General features: G+C 37.0%; 16 protein-coding genes, 12 tRNA genes and 2 rRNA genes. 6 read left to right on the top strand and 24 right to left on the bottom strand.

The window, feature by feature from the left end; translation table 11 throughout:
- The coding region (locus SK642_RS00860) for a transposase (RefSeq protein WP_018371614.1) at positions 1 to 208 on the top strand (208 nt) is incomplete at its 5' end.
- An 89-nt stretch (positions 209 to 297) separates the two neighbouring features.
- Here SK642_RS00860 and SK642_RS00855 read toward each other — a convergent pair.
- Together SK642_RS00855 and tgt are read right to left on the bottom strand one after the other, a co-directional pair.
- Entirely contained in the window at positions 298 to 2,115 is a 1,818-nt protein-coding gene (locus SK642_RS00855) for an acyltransferase family protein (RefSeq protein ID WP_033682971.1), read from the bottom strand.
- A 99-nt stretch (positions 2,116 to 2,214) separates the two neighbouring features.
- The gene (gene tgt, locus SK642_RS00850; protein ID WP_001285237.1) at positions 2,215 to 3,357 is read right to left on the bottom strand and encodes a tRNA guanosine(34) transglycosylase Tgt; all 1,143 of its coding nucleotides are present in this window, start codon (positions 3,355 to 3,357) and stop codon (positions 2,215 to 2,217) included.
- A gap of 116 nt (positions 3,358 to 3,473) precedes the next feature.
- On the opposite strand from tgt, the gene SK642_RS00845 reads away from it, so the two are divergent.
- Positions 3,474 to 4,331 (top strand): DUF975 family protein, encoded by an 858-nt coding sequence (locus SK642_RS00845; protein ID WP_033682970.1) that lies wholly within the window; start codon positions 3,474 to 3,476, stop codon positions 4,329 to 4,331.
- 25 nt (positions 4,332 to 4,356) lie between these two features.
- Here SK642_RS00845 and pcp read toward each other — a convergent pair whose 3' ends face one another.
- From pcp to SK642_RS00805, 8 genes are all read right to left on the bottom strand, one after another.
- Positions 4,357 to 5,001, bottom strand: a complete 645-nt coding sequence (gene pcp / locus SK642_RS00840) for a pyroglutamyl-peptidase I (RefSeq protein WP_033682972.1) — start codon at positions 4,999 to 5,001, stop codon at positions 4,357 to 4,359.
- A gap of 113 nt (positions 5,002 to 5,114) precedes the next feature.
- Positions 5,115 to 5,477, bottom strand: a complete 363-nt coding sequence (locus SK642_RS00835; protein ID WP_033682969.1) for a DUF1304 domain-containing protein — start codon at positions 5,475 to 5,477, stop codon at positions 5,115 to 5,117.
- 10 nt (positions 5,478 to 5,487) lie between these two features.
- Positions 5,488 to 5,913, bottom strand: a complete 426-nt coding sequence (locus SK642_RS00830) for a MarR family winged helix-turn-helix transcriptional regulator (RefSeq protein WP_033682967.1) — start codon at positions 5,911 to 5,913, stop codon at positions 5,488 to 5,490.
- Between the two features lie 318 nt (positions 5,914 to 6,231).
- Complete coding sequence (locus SK642_RS00825) at positions 6,232 to 7,380, bottom strand: LysM peptidoglycan-binding domain-containing protein (protein WP_033682966.1); 1,149 nt, start codon at positions 7,378 to 7,380, stop codon at positions 6,232 to 6,234.
- A gap of 162 nt (positions 7,381 to 7,542) precedes the next feature.
- A complete protein-coding gene (locus SK642_RS00820) occupies positions 7,543 to 8,166 on the bottom strand; it encodes an HAD family hydrolase (RefSeq protein ID WP_033682965.1) in 624 nt (207 codons plus the stop codon).
- Between the two features lie 3 nt (positions 8,167 to 8,169).
- Positions 8,170 to 9,450 (bottom strand): MATE family efflux transporter, encoded by a 1,281-nt coding sequence (locus SK642_RS00815; protein ID WP_033682964.1) that lies wholly within the window; start codon positions 9,448 to 9,450, stop codon positions 8,170 to 8,172.
- A 60-nt stretch (positions 9,451 to 9,510) separates the two neighbouring features.
- Complete coding sequence (gene thrC, locus SK642_RS00810; protein WP_033682963.1) at positions 9,511 to 10,995, bottom strand: threonine synthase; 1,485 nt, start codon at positions 10,993 to 10,995, stop codon at positions 9,511 to 9,513.
- Between the two features lie 75 nt (positions 10,996 to 11,070).
- Complete coding sequence (locus SK642_RS00805) at positions 11,071 to 12,348, bottom strand: glutamyl-tRNA synthetase (protein WP_033682962.1); 1,278 nt, start codon at positions 12,346 to 12,348, stop codon at positions 11,071 to 11,073.
- A 436-nt stretch (positions 12,349 to 12,784) separates the two neighbouring features.
- Between SK642_RS00805 and SK642_RS00800 the strand changes: the two genes are divergently transcribed.
- The 4 genes from SK642_RS00800 to SK642_RS09705 all read left to right on the top strand — a co-directional run bounded on the left by SK642_RS00800 (position 12,785) and on the right by SK642_RS09705 (position 19,622).
- Positions 12,785 to 14,509 carry an ATP-dependent nuclease gene (locus tag SK642_RS00800; RefSeq protein WP_033682961.1) on the top strand — a complete coding sequence of 575 codons (1,725 nt, stop codon included), beginning with the start codon at positions 12,785 to 12,787 and terminating at the stop codon, positions 14,507 to 14,509.
- Between the two features lie 216 nt (positions 14,510 to 14,725).
- Positions 14,726 to 15,490: an endonuclease/exonuclease/phosphatase family protein gene (locus SK642_RS00795; RefSeq protein ID WP_033682960.1), complete on the top strand. Its 765-nt coding sequence runs from the start codon at positions 14,726 to 14,728 to the stop codon at positions 15,488 to 15,490.
- 377 nt (positions 15,491 to 15,867) lie between these two features.
- Complete coding sequence (locus tag SK642_RS00790) at positions 15,868 to 18,081, top strand: HsdM family class I SAM-dependent methyltransferase (protein ID WP_051734060.1); 2,214 nt, start codon at positions 15,868 to 15,870, stop codon at positions 18,079 to 18,081.
- Between the two features lie 188 nt (positions 18,082 to 18,269).
- Positions 18,270 to 19,622, top strand: a complete 1,353-nt coding sequence (locus tag SK642_RS09705; protein WP_161681752.1) for a restriction endonuclease subunit S — start codon at positions 18,270 to 18,272, stop codon at positions 19,620 to 19,622.
- 207 nt (positions 19,623 to 19,829) lie between these two features.
- On the opposite strand, the gene SK642_RS00785 is transcribed toward SK642_RS09705, so the two are convergent.
- The 14 genes from SK642_RS00785 to SK642_RS00720 form a co-directional block, all read right to left on the bottom strand.
- Positions 19,830 to 19,913, bottom strand: a tRNA-Leu gene (locus SK642_RS00785).
- Between the two features lie 9 nt (positions 19,914 to 19,922).
- Positions 19,923 to 19,994: transfer RNA gene (locus SK642_RS00780), tRNA-Gln, on the bottom strand.
- Between the two features lie 13 nt (positions 19,995 to 20,007).
- Positions 20,008 to 20,080, bottom strand: a tRNA-His gene (locus tag SK642_RS00775).
- Between the two features lie 14 nt (positions 20,081 to 20,094).
- Positions 20,095 to 20,165, bottom strand: a tRNA-Trp gene (locus SK642_RS00770).
- A 4-nt stretch (positions 20,166 to 20,169) separates the two neighbouring features.
- A tRNA-Tyr gene (locus tag SK642_RS00765) sits at positions 20,170 to 20,250 on the bottom strand.
- A gap of 12 nt (positions 20,251 to 20,262) precedes the next feature.
- A tRNA-Phe gene (locus SK642_RS00760) sits at positions 20,263 to 20,335 on the bottom strand.
- Between the two features lie 3 nt (positions 20,336 to 20,338).
- Positions 20,339 to 20,412 (bottom strand) — tRNA-Met (locus tag SK642_RS00755).
- A 10-nt stretch (positions 20,413 to 20,422) separates the two neighbouring features.
- Positions 20,423 to 20,512, bottom strand: a tRNA-Ser gene (locus SK642_RS00750).
- A 4-nt stretch (positions 20,513 to 20,516) separates the two neighbouring features.
- Positions 20,517 to 20,588: transfer RNA gene (locus SK642_RS00745), tRNA-Glu, on the bottom strand.
- Between the two features lie 8 nt (positions 20,589 to 20,596).
- Positions 20,597 to 20,670: transfer RNA gene (locus SK642_RS00740), tRNA-Ile, on the bottom strand.
- A 33-nt stretch (positions 20,671 to 20,703) separates the two neighbouring features.
- A tRNA-Gly gene (locus tag SK642_RS00735) sits at positions 20,704 to 20,774 on the bottom strand.
- A 5-nt stretch (positions 20,775 to 20,779) separates the two neighbouring features.
- A tRNA-Val gene (locus tag SK642_RS00730) sits at positions 20,780 to 20,852 on the bottom strand.
- A 4-nt stretch (positions 20,853 to 20,856) separates the two neighbouring features.
- Positions 20,857 to 20,972: ribosomal RNA gene (gene rrf / locus SK642_RS00725) — 5S ribosomal RNA — on the bottom strand.
- Positions 20,973 to 21,048: 76 nt separating this feature from the next.
- Positions 21,049 to 21,260 (bottom strand): 23S ribosomal RNA (locus tag SK642_RS00720); the annotation flags it as partial.

Raw genomic sequence — 21,260 nt, 5'->3', positions numbered from 1 at the left:
AGAATGTCAGGCGCTTTTATCTCCCCAAGGTAGACAGATTTTCGCTCAACGCAAGATTGATGTGGAACCTGTCTTTGGGCAGATAAAGGCTTGTTTGGGGTACAAGAGATGTAATCTGAGGGGCAAGCGTCAAGTGAGAATTGACATGGGATTGGTACTTATGGCCAATAACCTCCTAAAATACAATAAGAGAACGACTCAAAATTAAAAAGCTAGAGTTCCGCTATTGGAAATCTCTAGCTTTTTTGTGGCTGAGAACTATTTTGTCCCAGACTCTTTTCTATTTATTAATACAAGTTATTTTGATTTGACTGGCTTGTCTTGAGCCGTTTGTAAGGCTGTAGCAATGGTATCTGCATACAATTTAGCTCCTGCTTCAATTTTACTATTGTCACTTCCGAAATGGACTTGGTCTGTCCCAGTCCAAATTTCTGGATGTTCCTTAGCAACTTGATTCCAATCTGCTATCGTGATGTAAGGAGTCTTCTCTGCCAATTCTCTCATGTAGGCAGCAGCCTTCTCAACGATGGCATAGGTCTCTTTTGTCTTATCTCCCTCATAAGGAGTCACCAAAACCATATGGTGTCCCTTAGGAAGATTTTTCACGATACTATCCCAATCTTCCTTGTAATTTTCAGGATTATTTACCCCAGTTGCAATAACCACCATCTTTGGTAGAAATTTATTCTGGCTATTATTTAGCATGATTTCATTGGCAGTCTTGGTTGTTCTGCTGACTTGTGCGTTAATCTGTGCTCCAGGAAGGGCTGTCTGCAGGGCTGTATTTGCCCTTAGAGCCACCGAGTCACCAATTAACATAGTGCCATCAGCAATTCCTAAACTATCAGCTTCTGCTCGTTCTGCCATCACCTTAGTCTGGCCAATATTTGTTGCAGCTTGCTTCAAGCCATTGACAGTCAAGTCTGTCTCAAACGCTCCGACTTGTGGTGCCAACAAGGTCACCGTGCAGACAATGAAGGCCAAGATTCCTGTGCTTGCTGCAAGGATTGTATGGATATAAGGCAGGGGACGAAGAGTTTGTAAAATAGGTGTGCTCTTTCCTGCAATCCACGGCTCCAATACATAAAATGAGAGACTGGCAAATCCATAAGAAAAAATCAAAGTCAGTAAGACAGCAAGAAGATTTGATGTCAACTGCGAGAAAATGATATAGAAAGGCCAATGGAAGAGATAAACCGCATAGCTAGTATCTGCTAAAAAGCTAATCATCTTTGGCTCCTGCACGTTAGGAGTCTTTTCATGCAAGACACGCGCTGCCAGAATCATGGCAAGGGCTGCAAGACTGGCAAGTAAAAAGCCGATAAGATAGGCAAAAAGATAGGTGAATTTGACAAAGAAGGTCAAAAGGACTAGGAAACCAAAGCCTCCTCCAAAAACTAACAGGGTCTTTCGTAAATCCCAGATTTTATCCAACTGCTTGACGAAGGAAGTCGTCTGACGAACACCTACAATCGTTGCTAGGATACTTCCCAAAAAGAATGGATAGACATGAGTTAAACTAGAGAAGTAAACAGAGGAATAAGAGGTTACTAGAAAACTACCAATAAACATGGAGAAGAAGCTAATCAAGAAGGCAGCAGCTGATAAGAGAAAGACCATCCCTCTCAACTGACCATTTGATCTGGACTGCTTAGATAAGAACCAAACTGCCAAGCCCCAAAGAATATAGTAGTGCACCTCAACAGCCAGACTCCAATTATGAACAAATAAATGAGGAATGAACTGAGATTCATAACTCCCACCTGTTAGCAGTTCATAGAAGTTGGTCATAAAACCTAGGACACCCGCAATCTGACCACCAATTCCAGCCACATAATCTTGTCGAACTAGAAAGGTAAAGGGCATGGTTACCAAGACCATCAAAACTACAGGGGGTACAATCCGATAAAAACGTCTCCTAAAAAATCCAACCAAATCAATCTCATGATTTTTAGAAAATTCTTCGATGAGTAGAGCCGTAATCAGGAATCCTGAAAATGTGAAAAAGACATCTACCCCGAAAAATCCTCCAGGAAAGATGGTCTGAAAGAAATGATACAAGAGTACCAGTAGTAAACCTGTAATCCTAATCAAGGAAAACCATTTAATGCGCATACGAGTTTTTCTTCCTTTCGTTATACACTTTATTCTATCAAAAAAAGAAGAAAAATCCCAAGAGAAAACTTAGGATTTTTAGCTTATATCCATTCCATTTTAGAAATTGCGGCCTGACTTATTATAGCCATATTTTTCCACAAAATACTCACGGAATTCTAAGAGATTATCGTCCATAATGGCTTGTCGCACTTGCTTCATCAGGTTAAGCAAGAAGTAAAGATTGTGGTAGCTTGTCAAGCGAATACCAAAGGTTTCATCAGCCTTGAGTAGGTGACGAAGATAGGCGCGTGTATAGTTCTTACATGTGTAGCAATCACACTCAGGATCTAGCGGCGTAAAGTCCTCAGCAAACTGAGCATTTTTTACAACCAAACGTCCTTGACTGGTCATACAAGTTCCGTTACGAGCGATTCGAGTCGGCAAGACACAGTCAAACATATCCACACCACGAATCACCCCATCAATCAAACTATCTGGCGCTCCCACCCCCATCAAATAGCGAGGTTTATTTTCAGGAAGCAGTTGGGTTGTGAAGTCCAAAACCGCATTCATCTCTTCGTGGGTTTCTCCCACTGCTAAGCCACCGATAGAATAGCCTGGGAAATCCATGCTGACAAGGTCGTGAGCTGACTGGCGACGCAGGTCTTCAAATCCTGCCCCCTGCACAATTCCAAACAAACCTTGGTCATGTGGACGGCGATGAGCTTTAAGACCACGCTCAGCCCAACGGCTGGTACGTTCGATTGATTTCTTTACGTAGTCATAAGGTTGATAGAACTGGGGACACTCATCAAAGGACATCATGATATCTGACCCCAAATTATTCTGAATAGAGATGGCTTTTTCTGGCGATAGGAACATCTTGGAACCATTGAGATGGTTTTTAAAGGTTACCCCTTCTTCTGTGATATTTCGGCTATCTGCTAAAGAATAAACCTGGAAACCACCACTATCTGTCAAAATAGGTTGGTCCCAATTCATGAACTTGTGGAGACCACCTGCGCGTGCAATAAGTTCGTCACCCGGGCGAAGCCATAGATGATAAGTGTTGGACAGAATAATTCCAGACCCCATCTCTTTTAATTCTTCTGGTGATTGTGTTTTGACAGTTGCTTGTGTTCCAACTGGCATAAACATAGGTGTTGGAAAGGTTCCGTGTGGGGTAATAATTTCCCCTAGACGTGCTCCTGTATGTTTTTCTTTCTTAATCAAACGGTATTTGATTGGTGAATCTGACATTTTCTACCTCCGAAGCTGGGAAAGACAGTCCCAGTTCTTACTTTGAGCCCAAGGGCATACTGTATGATTTTATCAAAAAAAGCGGGAACTGTCACGAACTATGGTATAATGAGAGAATGAAAAACACAAAAATTGATTTAAAAACAATTCGTCTGCAAGCCAGACAATTACAGTCTGAAAACCCCCGCCTCTTTCTCGTCTATCTCTTACCGAGCATGCTGGTCATCTTGTCTGGCTTCCTTAATCCCTTAAAGCGTATCAACGAGGCTATTTTAGAACAATCCTTTTTAAGCGTTCTTGGTCATGTATTCCAAGCCTACCTTTTTCCACTATTAGTCTCCTTTATAGGAACGGTTCTCCTGACCAGTTCAGTTTATACAACTCTGAAACTCATCAAGAATCCAGATACAGAACTATCAGTCAAAAATAGTCTTACTCTCTTTAATGAAGAGCACTTTTCACAAACCTTTTTGACTCTCCTTCTCAAACGCTTCTATCTCTTTTTATGGAGCATTCCTAGTTTGCTCGGAATTTACTTTCTTTTTTACAGTAGCTTTCTAGCAAAGAAATTCGTTGCCCTTCATCCTGAATTTCCCAATCTGGATCTCACGTCAGTTGAAACTGAGCGTTTCCTCATGACCTTTGGTCTTTACGTTCTAGCAAGTATCTTCTTAATGATTATAGGAAATAGTCTCTATATTCCTCAATACTATGCCTATTCGCAGGTAGAATGTCTCCTCTGTGACACCCTAGACTTGGGACAAGCTAGACCAGGACAAATCCTTAAAACCAGCCGTTTCCTAATGAAAGGTTACAAATTTCAGCGCTTTGTCCTAGACTTACAACTCCTTCCTTGGTACTTCCTCAATTGGATTACCTTTGGAATTGCTAGTTTTTCACTTCTTCCCTATATTCAAATCAATAAAATAATTTTCTACCGAGCTGTACTAGCTCGAAAACGTCCAAAAGCTTGAAGGTTTTCCCTCAAGCTTTTTTCTATCAATGAGTTTCTCCGCCTACCAACTTGAGATCCTGATCCCCATATTCGATAATAGCGCCGATTGCCGCTTCTATCCCCCGCCTAATATCCACTAAACTCATAGCTGGAGTAGTCGGCCTATTCACCACCTGTTCCATCATATAAGGAATATGCATAAAACCTGCCTTAACATGTGGAAATTTCTTTTCTACCAAATAGAGAGCCTGATACATCAAATGGTTGCAGACAAAAGTTCCCGCTGTATTGGAAACAGAGGCCGGCAAGCCTTCTTTTTTTATAGCTTGAACCATCGCTTTAATCGGTAGACTACTAAAGTAGGCAGGAGCACCATCTAGACGAATAGGAAGATCAATCGGTTGATTGCCTTCATTATCAGGAATGCGTGCATCGTCTTGATTAATGGCCACTCGTTCAGGTGTCAAGCTAGTTCGTCCACCTGCTTGGCCAATACAAAGGACAAAGTCAGGTTGATAACGGTTTATCTCTTCTTCCAATACTTGGGCCGATTTGTGAAAGACTGTCGGCACTTCTAGCCAACGGACCTCAGCGCCATGGATTTCAGCTGGTAAACCTTTAACGGCCTCCAAAGCTGGATTGACCTTTTCCCCTCCAAAGGGCTCAAAACCTGTCACTAATACTTTCATTTCTAGCTCCTTATAAACGATTCCATGAAATTCTTTTCTTAAAGACAAGTATAACATATTTCCCTTATTCTGGAGTTGAAAAGAGTTAGAGAGGATAAGAATGGTCTTCAAGCTTATTTAAAGAATAAAATACTAATCAAGGCCAAAATAGCTGGTCCACCTTGCTTCAAAATAATTTTCTTATCTGCTGTTAGAGAGCCATAGGCCGCAGCCCCAATCACAAATAAGACAAAAATAGTCACAATTTCTAAATTCTGTGAGAAATAAATACCATACAAGAGAAAGACTCCTAGCAAAGCATTATAAATCCCTTGATTTTTAAACAATGAACTTACTGACGGACGAGCCAGTTCTTCCTTGTCCATGTTAAAGACACGACTAGTCGCATCTGATTGCGTTGCAATACTTTCCAAATAAAAAATGTAAAAATGCTCCAAAGCAACAATCGTTGCTAAAATGATTGTCATAATTGACATCTATTTCTCCTTAAATTTCTATATTTTCAATACCCAAAACCAATTTATTTAATAAACGGCTGAGTTCTGTTCTCTCAGACTCTGTTAAGATACTTTCCATCGCTTCCTTAACCCTGATATGCTTCAGAGGGGGATACACCACTAACTGCTCCTTGGCATACTTAGTAGCCTCTACCAAGACTTCCCGCTGATTTTCAGGATTGCGATGACGCTCCACCAAACCTTCCTTTTCCAAAATCTTGAAATGTCGGGTCAAAGCAGCCTGATCAATCTTCAAACGCTCCTGAACCGCCATTTGATTACAAGGGGAATTCTCCAGCAAAAACAGTAACATCTGATACCTTGTCAAACTAATCCCAAGCCTTTTTTCAAACAATTGCGTGCTCGCTTGCTCAGACAATCGTAGTTGATACAGTAAATCTTGAATCTCTATCATTTCTTCTCCCTTTCTATTGACTCATCAACAATTGATAAATCAAGTATATTGCAAAGTAAAATAAATTGCAAGAATTATGCTTAAAGCATTACAAAATTCTAACTTCCCATTTTCCATTCATATTGATACTCAATGAAAATCAAAGAGCAAACTAGGAAGCTAGCCGTAGGTTGCTCAAAGCACAGCTTTGAGGTTACAGATAAAACTGACGTGGTTTGAAGAGATTTTCGAAGAGTATGACAAAGAAAAACGAACGAGAATCGCTTCCTATCACGAAAGCTAGATCTCATTCGTCAAAATGATATTACAAAGTCTGATTTATCCATTCATTGAAACGTGAACGTGGTCATAGTGGTTTTCTGTCACGCTACCACGGTCTGGCATTGGGTTCCAAGTATTAGCTGGCCCATATTTACTATCGAATGGAGCATAGAAACGTTGTTTCCAGATGATGTAACTAATTCCACGGCTAGCCATGTTTTGAATAGCGTATTCTGCAATCTTATCCCCTAGTTCTGAACCTTCTGGTACCATAAAGTCGATAGCCAAACCTTTTCCGTGATCTCCACTGTCTCCTGGACTGTAACCACTAAAGGATGTGATGCCAAACAAGTTGGCAATTTCTTCTTTAAAGGCAGCCGTTTGTGGTTGAAGGCCTGCATTTTCAGATTTTGCTACTGCCAGTCCAGCATAATCAGGAGCTGCTGGAGCTGCGTAAGTTGTTGAAGCTGGTTTTGTCTCTTCTGGTTGATAAGTAGCAACTGCTTGTGTAGCTTCACTTGATGAGGTTTCTTTTGCTTCTTCTGAACTTGTTGCAGTTGTCTCGGTTGCTTTTTCTTCTACTGGAGTTCTAGTTGCTTCCACTGTTGAAGCAGCTTGAGGGCTAGCTTGTGTTTCCTCTTTCTCAGCTGGAGTCGTTTCCTGAGGAGCTGCTTCTGCAACTGCACTGCTTGTTTCAGCTGTTTGCTCCTCTGTAACTTCTGAACTTGATACTACTTCTTTTGTGCTTGTAGTTTCTACCGCTTTTGGAGCTTCTGCAATCGGTTGAGAAAGGTCTGCAACCTGAACAGTTTGATCATCAACGGTCACTTGATTGGTTGTCAAATCTGCTGTCGCAGTTGTCACTTCCTCACTAGAATCTGCTTGAGGAGTTTGGATTTCAACTTCCGTTACCTCTTCTGCTTCATTGACAGTCGTTGTCAAAACAGTTTCAGGGAAAATCAGGTCCATATTAGTAATTTTATTCAAATTCGCAAGAACTGTGACATCTACACCCAAGGCTTCTGCAATGGTGCTCAAGGTATCACCATACTGTACTGTATAACTTGTTTTGTTATCCGTTTTAGTCAAATCATTTTGGATTTGCTCAACACTACGTGCAGTCCAAAGAACTTCTTCTGCTTGGGTTGCCAATACTGGGGCAAATGACAAGGCTACTGTTGAGGCTAATAATATTCTTTTCTTCATTCTTTCAAATTCCTTTCAAATGAGTACCTGTCTATGATAACACAAAAGAAGCAGAAAAAAAGCCCTCTCGGGCCTATTTAACAGAACTGTCTATTCCTTGTAACAAACTCAGTTACTTGAAATAGTTTGTTAGGTCTCTGTCACAAAACTGACACAATCTTTTTATCGCTCAGCCTTAAAAAAACGGGAAATATCTGCTAACGTTTGAATCCTGTGATTTCCTTCATAAGTCGACTCTAAAAAGTTGATACTTTGAATCCCACTATTCTGGGCAAATTCCACATCTAGAGTCCGATCCCCTATATAATAGGTCTTCTCAGAATCCAACTGATACTTATCTATCAGATAATTAGCCACTTCTGGACTTGGCTTCCGTGCAAATCCATTCTGACTGGTTATAATTTCCGTGAAATAGGATTCCAATCCCAAGTCCCTTAGAATAGTAAAAGCATTGTCCCCTTTATGAGTGTAGACAAACTGTTGAATCCCTGTTGCGTCTGCCCACTTTAGAACCTCACGCGCACCTGACATCAAAACTACCTGAGCATTCTTCTCAGCCAAACTCTGGGCACGCACCTGATTTAGCACTTCCACATCCAGTTTTCTCTCTTCTGCCACCTGCACAAGCAAATCCTGAACAGAATACTTGAGAATAAACTCTCTTACCTTTTCCTTATCATAAGGAATAGCAAACTGACCAAAAGTCTCCTCAATCCCTGATAAAATCGCTTCGTAGGAGTCTAATAATGTCCCATCTAAATCCCAAATAAAAGCTATTTTTTGCATTTCCTATCCTTTCAAGCTCATATAACGCTGGTAACAGTAACGTAGAAATAACCAACGAAAACCATTATCCAAAAGGGTTCCAGCCCAAATACCGGGCAAGCCCCAACCAAGAACAATCCCCAGCAGATATCCTGTTCCAATACGGATACACCACATTCCTATACTTGTCGCATAAAAGGGAAGCCGAGCATTGCCCACCCCCTGCCAGACTGCTGTATAGATGACTGTTCCTATCGTCATAGGAGTACCAAGTAGTGAAAAAAGTGTCACTAGAACACTAGCCCCCACCGCTAGAGAATCAGTCGTATAGAGATGAGTTAGTGGTATACCCAAAGCATAGATACTGAAGGTCAAGGGTAACATGAGGACCAGAGAAAGCCAAAAGGCTTGTTTACTCAACTTATCTACTCTATTCCAATTATCCTCTCCAACTGCTCGAGCTACCAGCATGACCGTTGCTGTAGCCACACCAAAGGCAGGCATATAGTTAAACTGGGTCAAGACTTCTCCGACTGCATTCCCAGCCACTGCCTCCGTTCCAAAAGAAACGACCAAGGCAATGATCACGACATCTCCAGCCCGCATCATGAGTCGCTCTCCAGCTGCTGGTATTGCCAAAGTCAGTAAGTCTTTATCCAGTCCAAAAGTTGGCTTCGCATAAGGAAGCTTTAATTGCGACCACAAAATCACAAGACCAATCAAACGAGACAGAATAGTCCCCCAAGCAACACCAGCAATCCCCATATCAAGAATAAAAATAGCTAGACTTGAAAAAAGAATATTCAAGGCATTGGATAAAAGACTAACATAGAGAGGCAGACGTGGATTATGAGTTGCACGAATCAAGGCACCCAAACTGGTCATTAATCCCAAGAGAACAATCGATCCGCCTACCAAAGATAGGTAGAGATCACCACTTTCAGCTACATCTCTCTCCGTCCCCAAAAGTTCAATCATCTCTTGCCCAGCGAAGATGGACAAAGCTCCTAAAAGGAAACTTAATAATAATGTAATCTTCAACGCCTCAGTCACATGATAGGCTAGCATAGATTGATCCTTCTGTCCCAAACTTTTTGAAATAACACTGGAAATAGCAGCTCCCAGAGCGATGAAAATCGCCTGGTAAATCGTGATAATATTGCCAGCTACTGATACACCCGAAATAGCTATCAATCCTAAATGAGCAACCAAATAACTGTCCACCATCCCCATGAGCATCTGCAAAAAGTTTTCGCCCATAGCTGGCAAGGCAATATTAAGAATATCTTTATTTTTCTTAAACAATCCTTCCTCCTGATGAAAAGAAACTCAGTTGGTTTCCCAACCGAGTTTACTCCTTCTGTCTTAAAGTCCTAAATAAGCCTCGACCGCTGCTTGCATATCAGCAGCTGCCACTGTTGTCTTGTGACGAACAAGAGCTGTTTCAAGCCCATCAACCGCAGGTGGCACAGCCACTCCTGATATTTCATGTAATTGAGCCAAGGCTTCAAAGTCAGTCAAGCCAACTTTCCCTGTTACAGCTTCTACTGCAACCACTGGGAACTTGTATGGACTAGCTGTTGAAGCAATCACTGTCTTAGTCACATCGCCAGTAGCCGCTTGGTATTTCTTATAAACTGCCGAAGCAACAGCTGTATGAGGGTCCTCGATATAAGAATCTGATTCATAAACACGCTTGATTTCTGCCGCTGTTTCTTCCTCAGTCGCATATTCAGCTGCAAAGAGTGCAAGAATCTCTGAATCAAAGTCTGTCAATTCATATTGACCTTGGCTATTCAAAGCATTCATGAGTTCAGCTGTCTTTTCAGCGTCATTTCCCAAAAGATGGAAAATCAAACGCTCCAAGTTTGAAGATACCAAAATATCCATAGATGGACTAGTTGTTACCTTAAACTCACGCTTCTTGTCGTAAACACGTGTCTTGAAGAAGTCTGTCAAAACATTGTTGTCATTTGAAGCACAGATCAATTTACCAACTGGTAGACCAATTTGTTTAGCATAAAAGGCAGCTAAGATATTTCCAAAGTTTCCTGTTGGTACTGTGAAATTGACCTTATCACCAGACACAATCTCACCAGTCTTGACCAACTGAGCGTAGGCATAAACATAATAAACAATTTGTGGTACCAAACGACCAATGTTCATAGAGTTAGCTGACGAAAATTGCAACTTGTTTGCCGCTAATTTTTCACGAAGAGCCACATCGTTAAACATATGCTTCACATTTGTTTGGGCATCATCAAAGTTACCATCAATAGCAATAACATGAGTATTGTCGCCAGTCTGAGTGGTCATTTGCAACTCTTGAACCTTGCTGACACCATCTTTTGGATAAAAGACGATAATCTCCGTACCAGGCACATCGGCAAATCCTGCCATAGCAGCTTTCCCCGTGTCACCAGATGTCGCTGTCAAGATAACAATCTTATTCTCCAAACCATGTTTCTTAGCAGCAGTCGTCATAAAGTATGGCAAGATAGACAAGGCCATATCCTTAAAAGCAATCGTTGAACCATGGAAAAGCTCTAAGTTATATTGTCCGTCTAATTTCACTAATGGCGCGATAGCTGGAGTATCAAATTTGCTATCGTAGGCATTGTGGATACAGTAGTTCAACTCCTCAGCTGTAAAGTCATCTAAAAATGCTGATAAAACAATCTTAGCAACTTCCTGATAAGAAGAATCTTTCAATTTGTCAAAGTCCAAATCTACCTTTGGATAAGTAAGCGGTGTAAACAAACCACCGTCCGTCGCCAAACCTTGTAAAATAGCTTGGCTGGCAGTTACTGTATTATTGGCATCACGCGTTGATTGATAAACTAATGTCATTACTCTCTGTCCTTTATCTATAGTCTCTTCCATTATATCATGATTTTTCAGAAAATTCTCGCTTTATAACAAAAATTATAACCCCAATTTGTCTCTCAAAGGCTGTAAATAGCTCATTTCTTGCTTATTTCTCATCACTAGTCCTTCCTCAGCTAGCAGGAGTAGGTCTTTGGAAAATTCAATAATCGCAGTTTCTTCCTCATCTGTAAGCTTTTTCTTAGAAAATTGTCGTCGTAAAAACTTGTAATCACAACCAAATTCTTTAAAGAAAGTTGCTGTTTCTAAGTAAGCCTCTAACTTATCTAAATTAACCAACAATCCCAAGTGAAAAGTTGCTGAAGCGAAAGTTCTATCAAGTGGCTGTGTACACACACTACGAAACTCAACTGTTCCGCGAGTCGTTAAGTCTTGGTACTGATAACTACGATGAGTTTCAAAATCCTTCTCTTGAGGGTAAATAAGAATCTCATCCCTATTAAGAGCATATGCTTGGATTTCAGATGTAGCCAAATAGTCCCTAGCCTGAATCGGATAAAAATAATAGGTTTGTCCATCACGTTCCGCAGTAAAAATCGCAGAATGATCGAGATAGTCAAAAAAATCATCCTCATCTTTAAAGAGTCTAGCATTGACCCCGACGTTTTCTGGATAGATGCCATGCATGGATTCTTCCCAGAAAATATCCCTTGAAATTTTCGTATCCCAATCTGCACCCGAAAACTCAGAATTGGCAAATAAATACGCCTTAGCCGCTTCAATTTGAGTAAAAGCATTAATCACCCGTAAGTAGTTGGATTTTGAAATATCCAGCTGAACCTGACTCCCACAGATAAAAGCACCATATTCAGGGAAATGATGTAAATCTGATTTAGTAATATTTCTACTCAAATTTAAATAATCCATCAACATCTGATAGCGTGGATAAGCCACTGGACAATTCTCATTTTTATCCCAGTTGGGATGAATACCACAGCCAACAATAGCATGATTTGATTCAGCTAACTTTTTCTGAATCACTTCCATATAAATACTAAAACGTTCTTCAACCTCTTGAATCGTTTCAGCCTTGCCAAATGCAAACTCAATCGTAGTATAGGAAACTTCAAATAAAATAGCATCCTGACTTACTGGATCCACTAGCTGAATAGGATTTCCAAAATCATCAACCTTTTCTACAGTTAAATGCAAATCAGAAACTAGATATCCAAATAAATGCTTGATAACTTCAACATCTGTAGCATCCCCTTCCAAGTTTACAACAGGATATTCCAGCTCAATCCCAACAAACAATTCAGGATTTTCTTTAATATTTTTTAAATACCGATGTTTTAATAAATCGATAGAACGAGACATACTTCCCTACACTTTCATAATCTAAATAAAATTTGAATAACTATTATTATACCAAAAATAATATAAAAAGGAACGAAGATATACCACGTTCCTTAACTCTATACTATACCGGCGGTCGGGGTCGAACCGGCACGTCCTTGCGGACACTGGATTTTGAGTTTAATTCCTACATTTTTTAAAACTTATAACCTTAATTTAATAGTGTTTTAGAACTTTTGAACCTTGTAAAATAGACTCATTTTTCAAATTTTAGTAACTTTTTGGTAACTGAATAGAAATCTCAATTTGATGTTCACTACTATGAAAAAGATTTATAAAGAATCAATTAAATGGTATAATAACATCAATTCATAATATTGTTAAATCGGTTATAGTATATCAAACAATGTCTAAGTATTTAGACAAAATTATAAAAATCAAAACAAAGGAGTCATTAATGAACCGTCTTGAATCGTTAAGAATTAAAAATTATAAACATATCGGAGATTCTTATATAGGTTTTGATAAGCTTGAAAATCTCAATATCCTAGTTGGCCAAAACAATATCGGTAAATCCACATTATTACAATCAATAGAAATGCTAATTTCTGAGGATGTAACTAATCGGGAATTATCAACTGATACCATGTTAGAATTTGGTTTTTGCCCAACAGAAACCGAAATCAAAAATGTATTCAGGGAAGATACGTCTGGAGGTGAAATTGGTATTAATCATTTTACATTTGGGGCAAAATATATCAATGAATACATATCATTTGAATATCAGCCTATTAAAGCAATTGGCAAGGAGCAAATTACATTATCAAATATACCGGGAATTCCTCAAACTCAAATCACTTCTTATAAAAGAATAGATAATTTTAATTATTTAGCCAATAATTATTTAAACAATAATATTAGACGTCTAAAATTAATCAAATTATCAGCTGATAGAAATCTAGTTCCTGAAATACAAAATAGTAATCGAACAGTATCTGAAGATGGAACAGGTGCTACAAATTTATTGAGGCAATATCTAAATGTAGCTAACCTTCCTAACGAAGTTGTAGAAAACGATATTCTAAATGCGTTAAATCAAATTATGAAACCAGAAACCCATTTTGAAAGAATAATGTGTCAGGAAATCGAAACAACTGATGGCCCCAATTCCAAATGGGAAGTCCAATTAGTCAATGAAAATGGAAAAATTCCAATCTCAAATTCTGGTAGTGGGTTAAAGACCATTTTATTGGTCTTAATCAAGCTATTTTTAGAAACAAGAGAAACTACAAATTATAATTTCGAACCCCTTTTAACTAATACAGTCTTTATCTTTGAAGAATTGGAGAATAACTTGCATCCAGCAATACAAAGAAATTTATTTGAATTTTTATATCAGTGGGCTAAAGAAAATAATTCACAAATTTTTTTAACAACTCACTCTACTGTTCCAATAAATATGTTCAGTGGTAGAGACAACGTAACTTTGACTCATATCAAAAAAGAGAATAATCAAATTATTACTAATTCAGCGCTATCATTCATAGAGAATGAATATATATTAATGAGCTTAGGGGTACGAGCTAGTGACATACTACAATCCAATGCAGTAATTTGGGTTGAAGGTCCATCAGATAGAATTTATATAAATAAGTGGATTGAACTTTATTCAAAAGGAACTTTAAAAGAGAATATCCATTATCAAATTCTATTTTATGGTGGAAGACTACTTTCACATCTAACCGGAAAAGTGGATGAATCAAATGAGCTAATACAATTGTTTCGAGCTAATCTTCACTCTATTATTGTTATAGATAGTGATAAGACTGATTCTAAAAAAAGGATAAATCAAACTAAACTAAGAATTAAAAAAGAATTTATGCAAAATCAGGCTATTGTATGGATAACACAAGGAAAAGAAATTGAAAACTATCTGTCACGAAATATATTTAATAAAGTTTATAAAGTTAATAAACAGATTGGACAATATGAAAAAATTGATGATTTTTTAAATGAAAATAGTAGAAAGAAAAATATAGGGAAGTATTATGTTACTAATAAAGCATCTGAATCTATTTCAATTGCCAAGGAAATGACTCGAGAAGATATAAATATTTTAGATTTAGAAACACAGATTAGTACTATAGTTAAACAGATAAAAATTTGGAATGGTATACAATAAATGGTTAACACTAAAGAAAATTTAAGATTATAATTAATTCAAAATTGATTTTATTCTTTACCTTTTGTATCAAACAAAAAGAAAACGTAATTCTTGAACTACACCCCAAAAGTTAGAAAGAAAAATCTAACTTTTGGGGTGCAATTCAAAAATAGAGTCTAACAAAATATAATAAATTTAACTTACATAAAAATTTCACAAAAAAAAGAGTTCATTATGACTAAAAAAACTGCATTGACTATTTTAAGTGCAAACTTAAACTTTTATAAGAGTAAAAATAATACAGACAAAAATCCTAAAAACATTGTAAAATTTTTACTGTCAAAAAATCGACCCAAACCCACATTTATAGCACTACAAGAGGTAGGTAATCGTCTTATAGATAACAATTTGAAAACTGATAAAAGTGTGGCCATAGAGAAAATTGAAGAAATACTAAATGATAAAGGATACGGAGTCATACATCCTCTTCAAGATGGGAAACAACCAGTTAATACAAGACTATTTTATTTAAAAGAATCCATCGAAACCATTAAAGAATTACAACCTATTTACAATGATTATTATTGTAGACAAGCTGGAGGATTATTTGCAATAAATAGTAAAAGGCTTGAAATATTTTCACTACACTTTCCCCTCTATGGAAATGCTCCAGTTGATAAAAAAGAGATGTGGAATCATTATATTCAACTTGCTTCTTCTAAACAGAATGAATTTTACGACCATCTTATTTTAGCTGGTGACTTTAACGAAAGTATAGAAAATATAACAAAAAATATTAAGGGAACCACTTTATCTCACAAAATTGAAGAAATCTTAAAATATATGATAGATGCAAGTGATGAAGAAATTACTTACAAAGAAACAAACACAAAACTAGACCATATTTTTCTCTCTAATCATACTGAAATTTCTAACTTCGAAACTATCGAAAATAATTTTTCCGACCACAAAGCTTTATTAGTAAATTTTTTTATTTAAATGAAACTAAATATATAACATGAAATTTAATTAATATATATATGAATTTCCTATAGAAAGAATAAAATTTCATGAAAATAAAACTATAGGTACAAACAATAGTAATTTCTAGTAACTCAGACAAAACAACAAAATCAAAAAACCTTAATTTAATAGTGTTTTAGAACTTTTGAACCTTGTAAAATAGACTCATTTTTCAAATTTTAGTAACTTTTTGGTAACTGTTATATTGTGTAAAAAACATACTATTGAAAATTCTAAAAAGTAAGTAAAATTTATAAATAAAAAAAATATCTCTAAAAACTAAAGAAGATTGAGGAGTTAAAACGGACTTATGGTAAAATAGTAAGTAACAATATCCTCCAGGAGAAAAATGCATGGCTAATATAGAACCTTGGTTAAAAGCACTTAATTTCAATGAAATACAAAAAGATAATTTATTTGAATTAGAAATTAATAGTCACAAAATTGAAATTAATATAGGTGAGGAGAAAATCTCCTACCCAAATTTAAAAGAAATAGGAAGAGATACTACTACTAATTTCTCTTCAGAAGAAAATTTTGTAGTCTTAGATATAATTGTTGGACTATTAAAACAAGGATATCTTCCAAATCAAATTTCTATAGAAAAAGGTTATAAACTAGGTCATAATACGAAATCTGGAAATGCAGATGTTACAATTGATGATTATGAAGGAAATCCATTCTTAATCATCGAAGCCAAAACTTTCGGACCAGAATTTGATAAAGAATGGAAAAACACACTACTAGATGGAGGACAATTGTTTTCATATGAAAAACAAGAAAATAAAGCACAAGCTTTAGTTCTTTATGCTTCAAAAGTAATTGAATCTTCTATTGAGAGAATATATCATGTTATTCATTTAAAAGACAATGACGAATTTCTCGCCACAATAGATAATCCTAAATCATATAAAAATGCAAAAGGTGGAAATGATAAGTTTGAAGTTTGGCGTGATACCTATCAACAAGATTTTAGGACAACTGGGGTGCTAGAGCAAACAATTAAACCATTTGAAATAGGAAAAATAAAATCAACAGTTTCAGAATTAAAAGAAATCACACATGATGAAGTTCAAAAAAAGTATAATCAGTTTGCAACAATTCTTAGAAAATACAATGTAGGAGGTCGGGAAAACGCATTTGATAAATTGGTTAATCTATTTTTAGCAAAGATTGTTGATGAAGAGCAAAATCAAGATGATTTAAAATTCAACTGGAAAGGAGTTGCTCACGATACATATTTTGACTTAGTTGATAGACTACAAAGGCTCTATCAAGTAGGTATGGAGAAGTTTTTAAACGAAAGAGTATCTTATGTTGCTGAGCAAGACATTGAGGATGCTTTCAGACTACGTAAAGACGCTGCTAAGGATGCCATTTTTAAATACTTTAAAGAACTAAAGTATTTTTCGAATAACGATTTTACATTCCTTGATGTTTACAACGAGCAACTATTTTATCAGAATTCTAGAATATTAGTTGAAGTTGTTCAAATGTTACAAGATATGAAATTAAAGACGGAGGAACAAAATCAATTTCTTGGAGACCTATTTGAAGGATTTTTAGATAATGGTGTAAAACAGTCAGAAGGCCAATTTTTTACTCCGTTACCTATCGTTAAGTTTATAGTATCAAGTTTACCACTTGAAAAAATTAATCAAAACACCAGCATTCCAAAAGTTATTGATTATGCAAGTGGTGCTGGACACTTCTTAAACGAGTATGCTGAACAAATAAAAAAATATGTTGATGAAACAAAACTACATGATTGTTATTCTGCAATTTATGGAATTGAGAAGGAATACCGTCTTTCTAAGGTTGCTAAGGTATCAGCTTTTATGTACGGTCAGGATAATATCAATATTATTTATGGAGACGCTTTGGATGAACAAAATCAAATTGAGGATAGTACATTCTCAGTTGTTGTTGCTAACCCTCCTTATTCCGTGAAAGGATTTTTAGAAACTTTATCTGAAAAACAACGTGAGAAATACAATTTAAGTTCTCATGTAGATAGATTAGAGACTAATAATAGTATTGAACTATTCTTTTTAGAGAGAGCTGAACAATTACTAAAATCTGAAGGAGTCGCTGGAATTATTGTTCCAAGCTCTGTATTATCAAATGGGGGACTTTATGCAAAAGCAAGAAAAAGATTACTAGAAAATTTTGAGATTATTGCTATTGCAGAATTTGGTTCAAAAACATTCGGTTCTACTGGAACAAATACAATTGCTTTCTTCTTACGTAAAAAGAAATACCCACCAAATGAAGCAGATAATTATAGATATGCTATAGAACGTTGGTTTAATAACACTGATGTAGAAACAAGTGATATCTCTATTGTTCAAAACTATTGTGAAACTGTGGGGTTAAACTATGATTTATACTGCGAATTGCAGACAAATGAGTTTAAAAATCTTTTAGAAGTTGAATTATTTCAAGAGTATAAAGAAGTTTTTGAAAAATCTAGTATTGCTAAGAATATTAGAAAAAAAGAATTACTAAAAAGTATACTGAAGATAATAGAAAATCAGAGTATCAAAAAGTATTTTATGGGTTTATAAAAGAACTCGAACAAGAAAAAGTATTCTACTTTGCATTAGCAAAATCACAGCAAAATAACGTCATCATTGTAAAATCTTCGACCGATAATACTGAAATAAAGAGATTTTTAGGATATGAATGGTCTAAAAGAAAGGGACAGGAAGGAATAAAATATTTAGGCGCTACTATTTCTGTTGAAGAAATGGAGGTGTCTAAAAATCAGGCTATAAATAGTATTCAAACTCCTTTATTTAATCCTATTGACTTGGAAGATGACTCAAAAATTAATACCATTATTCGTAATAACTTTAATAATGAATCATTGACTATTCCAAGTGAATTGAAAGAGTTTGTATCAGCTATATCTTTAATTGATATGCTTGATTTTACGCAGACTAGTTTTGATGCACAAATTAAAACTAACCTGGAAAGAAAAATTGAGATATCAAGTAAGTATCCCGTGGAAAAAATTTCAAAATCTGAATTAGGTATTGAAATTATCAAGGGTGTAACTTTTGATAAAAATAAACAGAGTACGGAAGAAACAAGTGTTCAGGTATTAACATCAGATAATATTACAACCGATGGTCGTCTTGAGATAAAAAAAATAATAAATATCAATCCCTCTGTTATTTTTGATAACGATAAAAAGCTAAGGAAAAATGATATATTTATGACTCTTTCCAGCGGTAGTAAAAAACATGTGGGAAAAGTAGCGTTTATTGATAATGATACTGAATATTATGCTGGTGGTTTTATGGGAATAATTCGTATTAATAGCACATCTATATTACCAAAGTACTTATTTGAACTTTTAAATTCATCTAAATATCGTGAAATCATTCAAAATGAAAGCAGTGGCTCAAATATTAATAATCTATCAAATGCAATTACACAAATTAAGATTCCAGTACCTCCTACTGATATCCAAGAACAAATCATTTCTGAAGTTGATAAATTGGATGAACAGTATCAAAATTCAAGAATGAAGATAGAAGATTACCGCAAACAAATTATTAAAATCTTTGAATCCCTTGATGTTCTAGGGGGGGAGATATATAGATTATCTTCTAATGATTTTACTCTAATGATAGGAAAACGAGTGCTAAATAAAGAACTAACAGAAGAAGGGATTCCTGTTTATTCTGCAAATGTGTTTGAACCATTGGGTTTGATTGATAAGGATATTATTAAGGACTTCAGCAAACCATCAATATTATGGGGTATTGATGGGGACTGGATGGTAAATACTATTCCTGCAAATCTTCCATTTTACCCAACAGACCATGCAGGAGTTCTAAGAATAAATACTGATAAAATTCATTATCGTTACTTAGCTCATAAGTTGGAACAAGAAGGTACTAGGGAAGGTTTTTCAAGAAGTTATCGTGCATCCATTGGTCAAATTGAAAAATTAACTGTCATTATTCCACCTATCAAGCAACAAAATGAAGCCATTTTAAAAATTGAGGAAATTGAGAATTTAATAGAAAAAGAAGAAAAAATAATTAACATAATCGAAAATCAAAAAATAGAGATTATAAATAATTTTTTGATTTAATCTATGCTATTAGTTTACGTTCTTAAGGCAAATTTCTTCTATATTCTCAATTAACACTGATGACTCAAAAATAAAAAAGGTAGTAAGATTTTAACTTGCTACCTTTTTATACTACTACAGTTGACAAAGAGCCGTTTAAGTAACTTTGAAACAAAAACTAATTGAGAAAATAAAAAACAAGGTCCAAAAACCTTGTCTTTATTACTATACCGGCGGCCGGGGTCGAACCGGCACGTCCTTGCGGACACTGGATTTTGAGTCCAGCGCGTCTGCCAATTCCGCCACGCCGGCAAATAGTAACTGGGGTAGCTGGATTCGAACCAACGCATGAGGGAGTCAAAGTCCCTTGCCTTACCGCTTGGCTATACCCCAATAATATAAAATAGGCGAGTGATGGGGATCGAACCCACGCATGCCAGAGCCACAATCTGGTGTGTTAACCACTTCACCACACCCGCCAGAATTCTATTAACACGGGCAGTAGGAATTGAACCCACACTGAAGGTTTTGGAGACCTTAGTTCTACCTTTAAACTATGCCCGTAAAATGGAAGGGGAGGGATTCGAACCCCCGAACCCGAAGGAGCGGATTTACAGTCCGCCGCGTTTAGCCTCTTCGCTACCCTTCCAAAATATATAAATGGCGCGAGACGGAATCGAACCGCCGACACATGGAGCTTCAATCCATTGCTCTACCAACTGAGCTACCGAGCCTTATTGCGGGAGCAGGATTTGAACCTACGACCTTCGGGTTATGAGCCCGACGAGCTACCGAGCTGCTCCATCCCGCGTTAATACAAAAGGAGGATGTGGGATTCGAACCCACGCACGCTTTTACACGCCTGACGGTTTTCAAGACCGTTCCCTTCAGCCGGACTTGGGTAATCCTCCAAAATAGTCCGTACGGGATTCGAACCCGTGTTACCGCCGTGAAAAGGCGGTGTCTTAACCCCTTGACCAACGGACCAAACTTTATGGGCACGAGTGGACTCGAACCACCGACCTCACGCTTATCAGGCGTGCGCTCTAACCACCTGAGCTACGCGCCCAAGTTAAAAACTTGGTAATTGAACAAAGTTCAAAGCGGGTGACGAGAATCGAACTCGCGACAACAGCTTGGAAGGCTGTAGTTTTACCACTAAACTACACCCGCTTAAATGGGAGTTAACGGGATCGAACCGCTGACCCTCTGCTTGTAAGGCAGATGCTCTCCCAGCTGAGCTAAACTCCCTAGAGCTAAGCGACTTCCATATCTCACAGGGGGCAACCCCCAACTACTTCCGGCGTTCTAGGGCTTAACTTCTGTGTTCGGCATGGGTACAGGTGTATCTCCTAGGCTATCGTCACTTAACTCTGAGTAATACCTACTCAAAATTGAATATCTATTCAAACCAAGAAAACCTCTCGCTTTCATATTCTCAGTTACTTTGGATAAGTCCTCGAGCTATTAGTATTAGTCCGCTACATGTGTCGCCACACTTCCACTTCTAACCTATCTACCTGATCATCTCTCAGGGCTCTTACTGATATAAAATCATGGGAAATCTCATCTTGAGGTGGGTTTCACACTTAGATGCTTTCAGCGTTTATCCCTTCCCTACATAGCTACCCAGCGATGCCTTTGGCAAGACAACTGGTA

The sequence above is a fragment of the Streptococcus mitis genome (assembly GCF_000722705.1).
Lineage (GTDB): Bacteria > Bacillota > Bacilli > Lactobacillales > Streptococcaceae > Streptococcus > Streptococcus mitis_P.
Note: the sequence above shows the minus strand (reverse complement) of the source record. Positions and strands in the feature narration are given on the sequence as shown.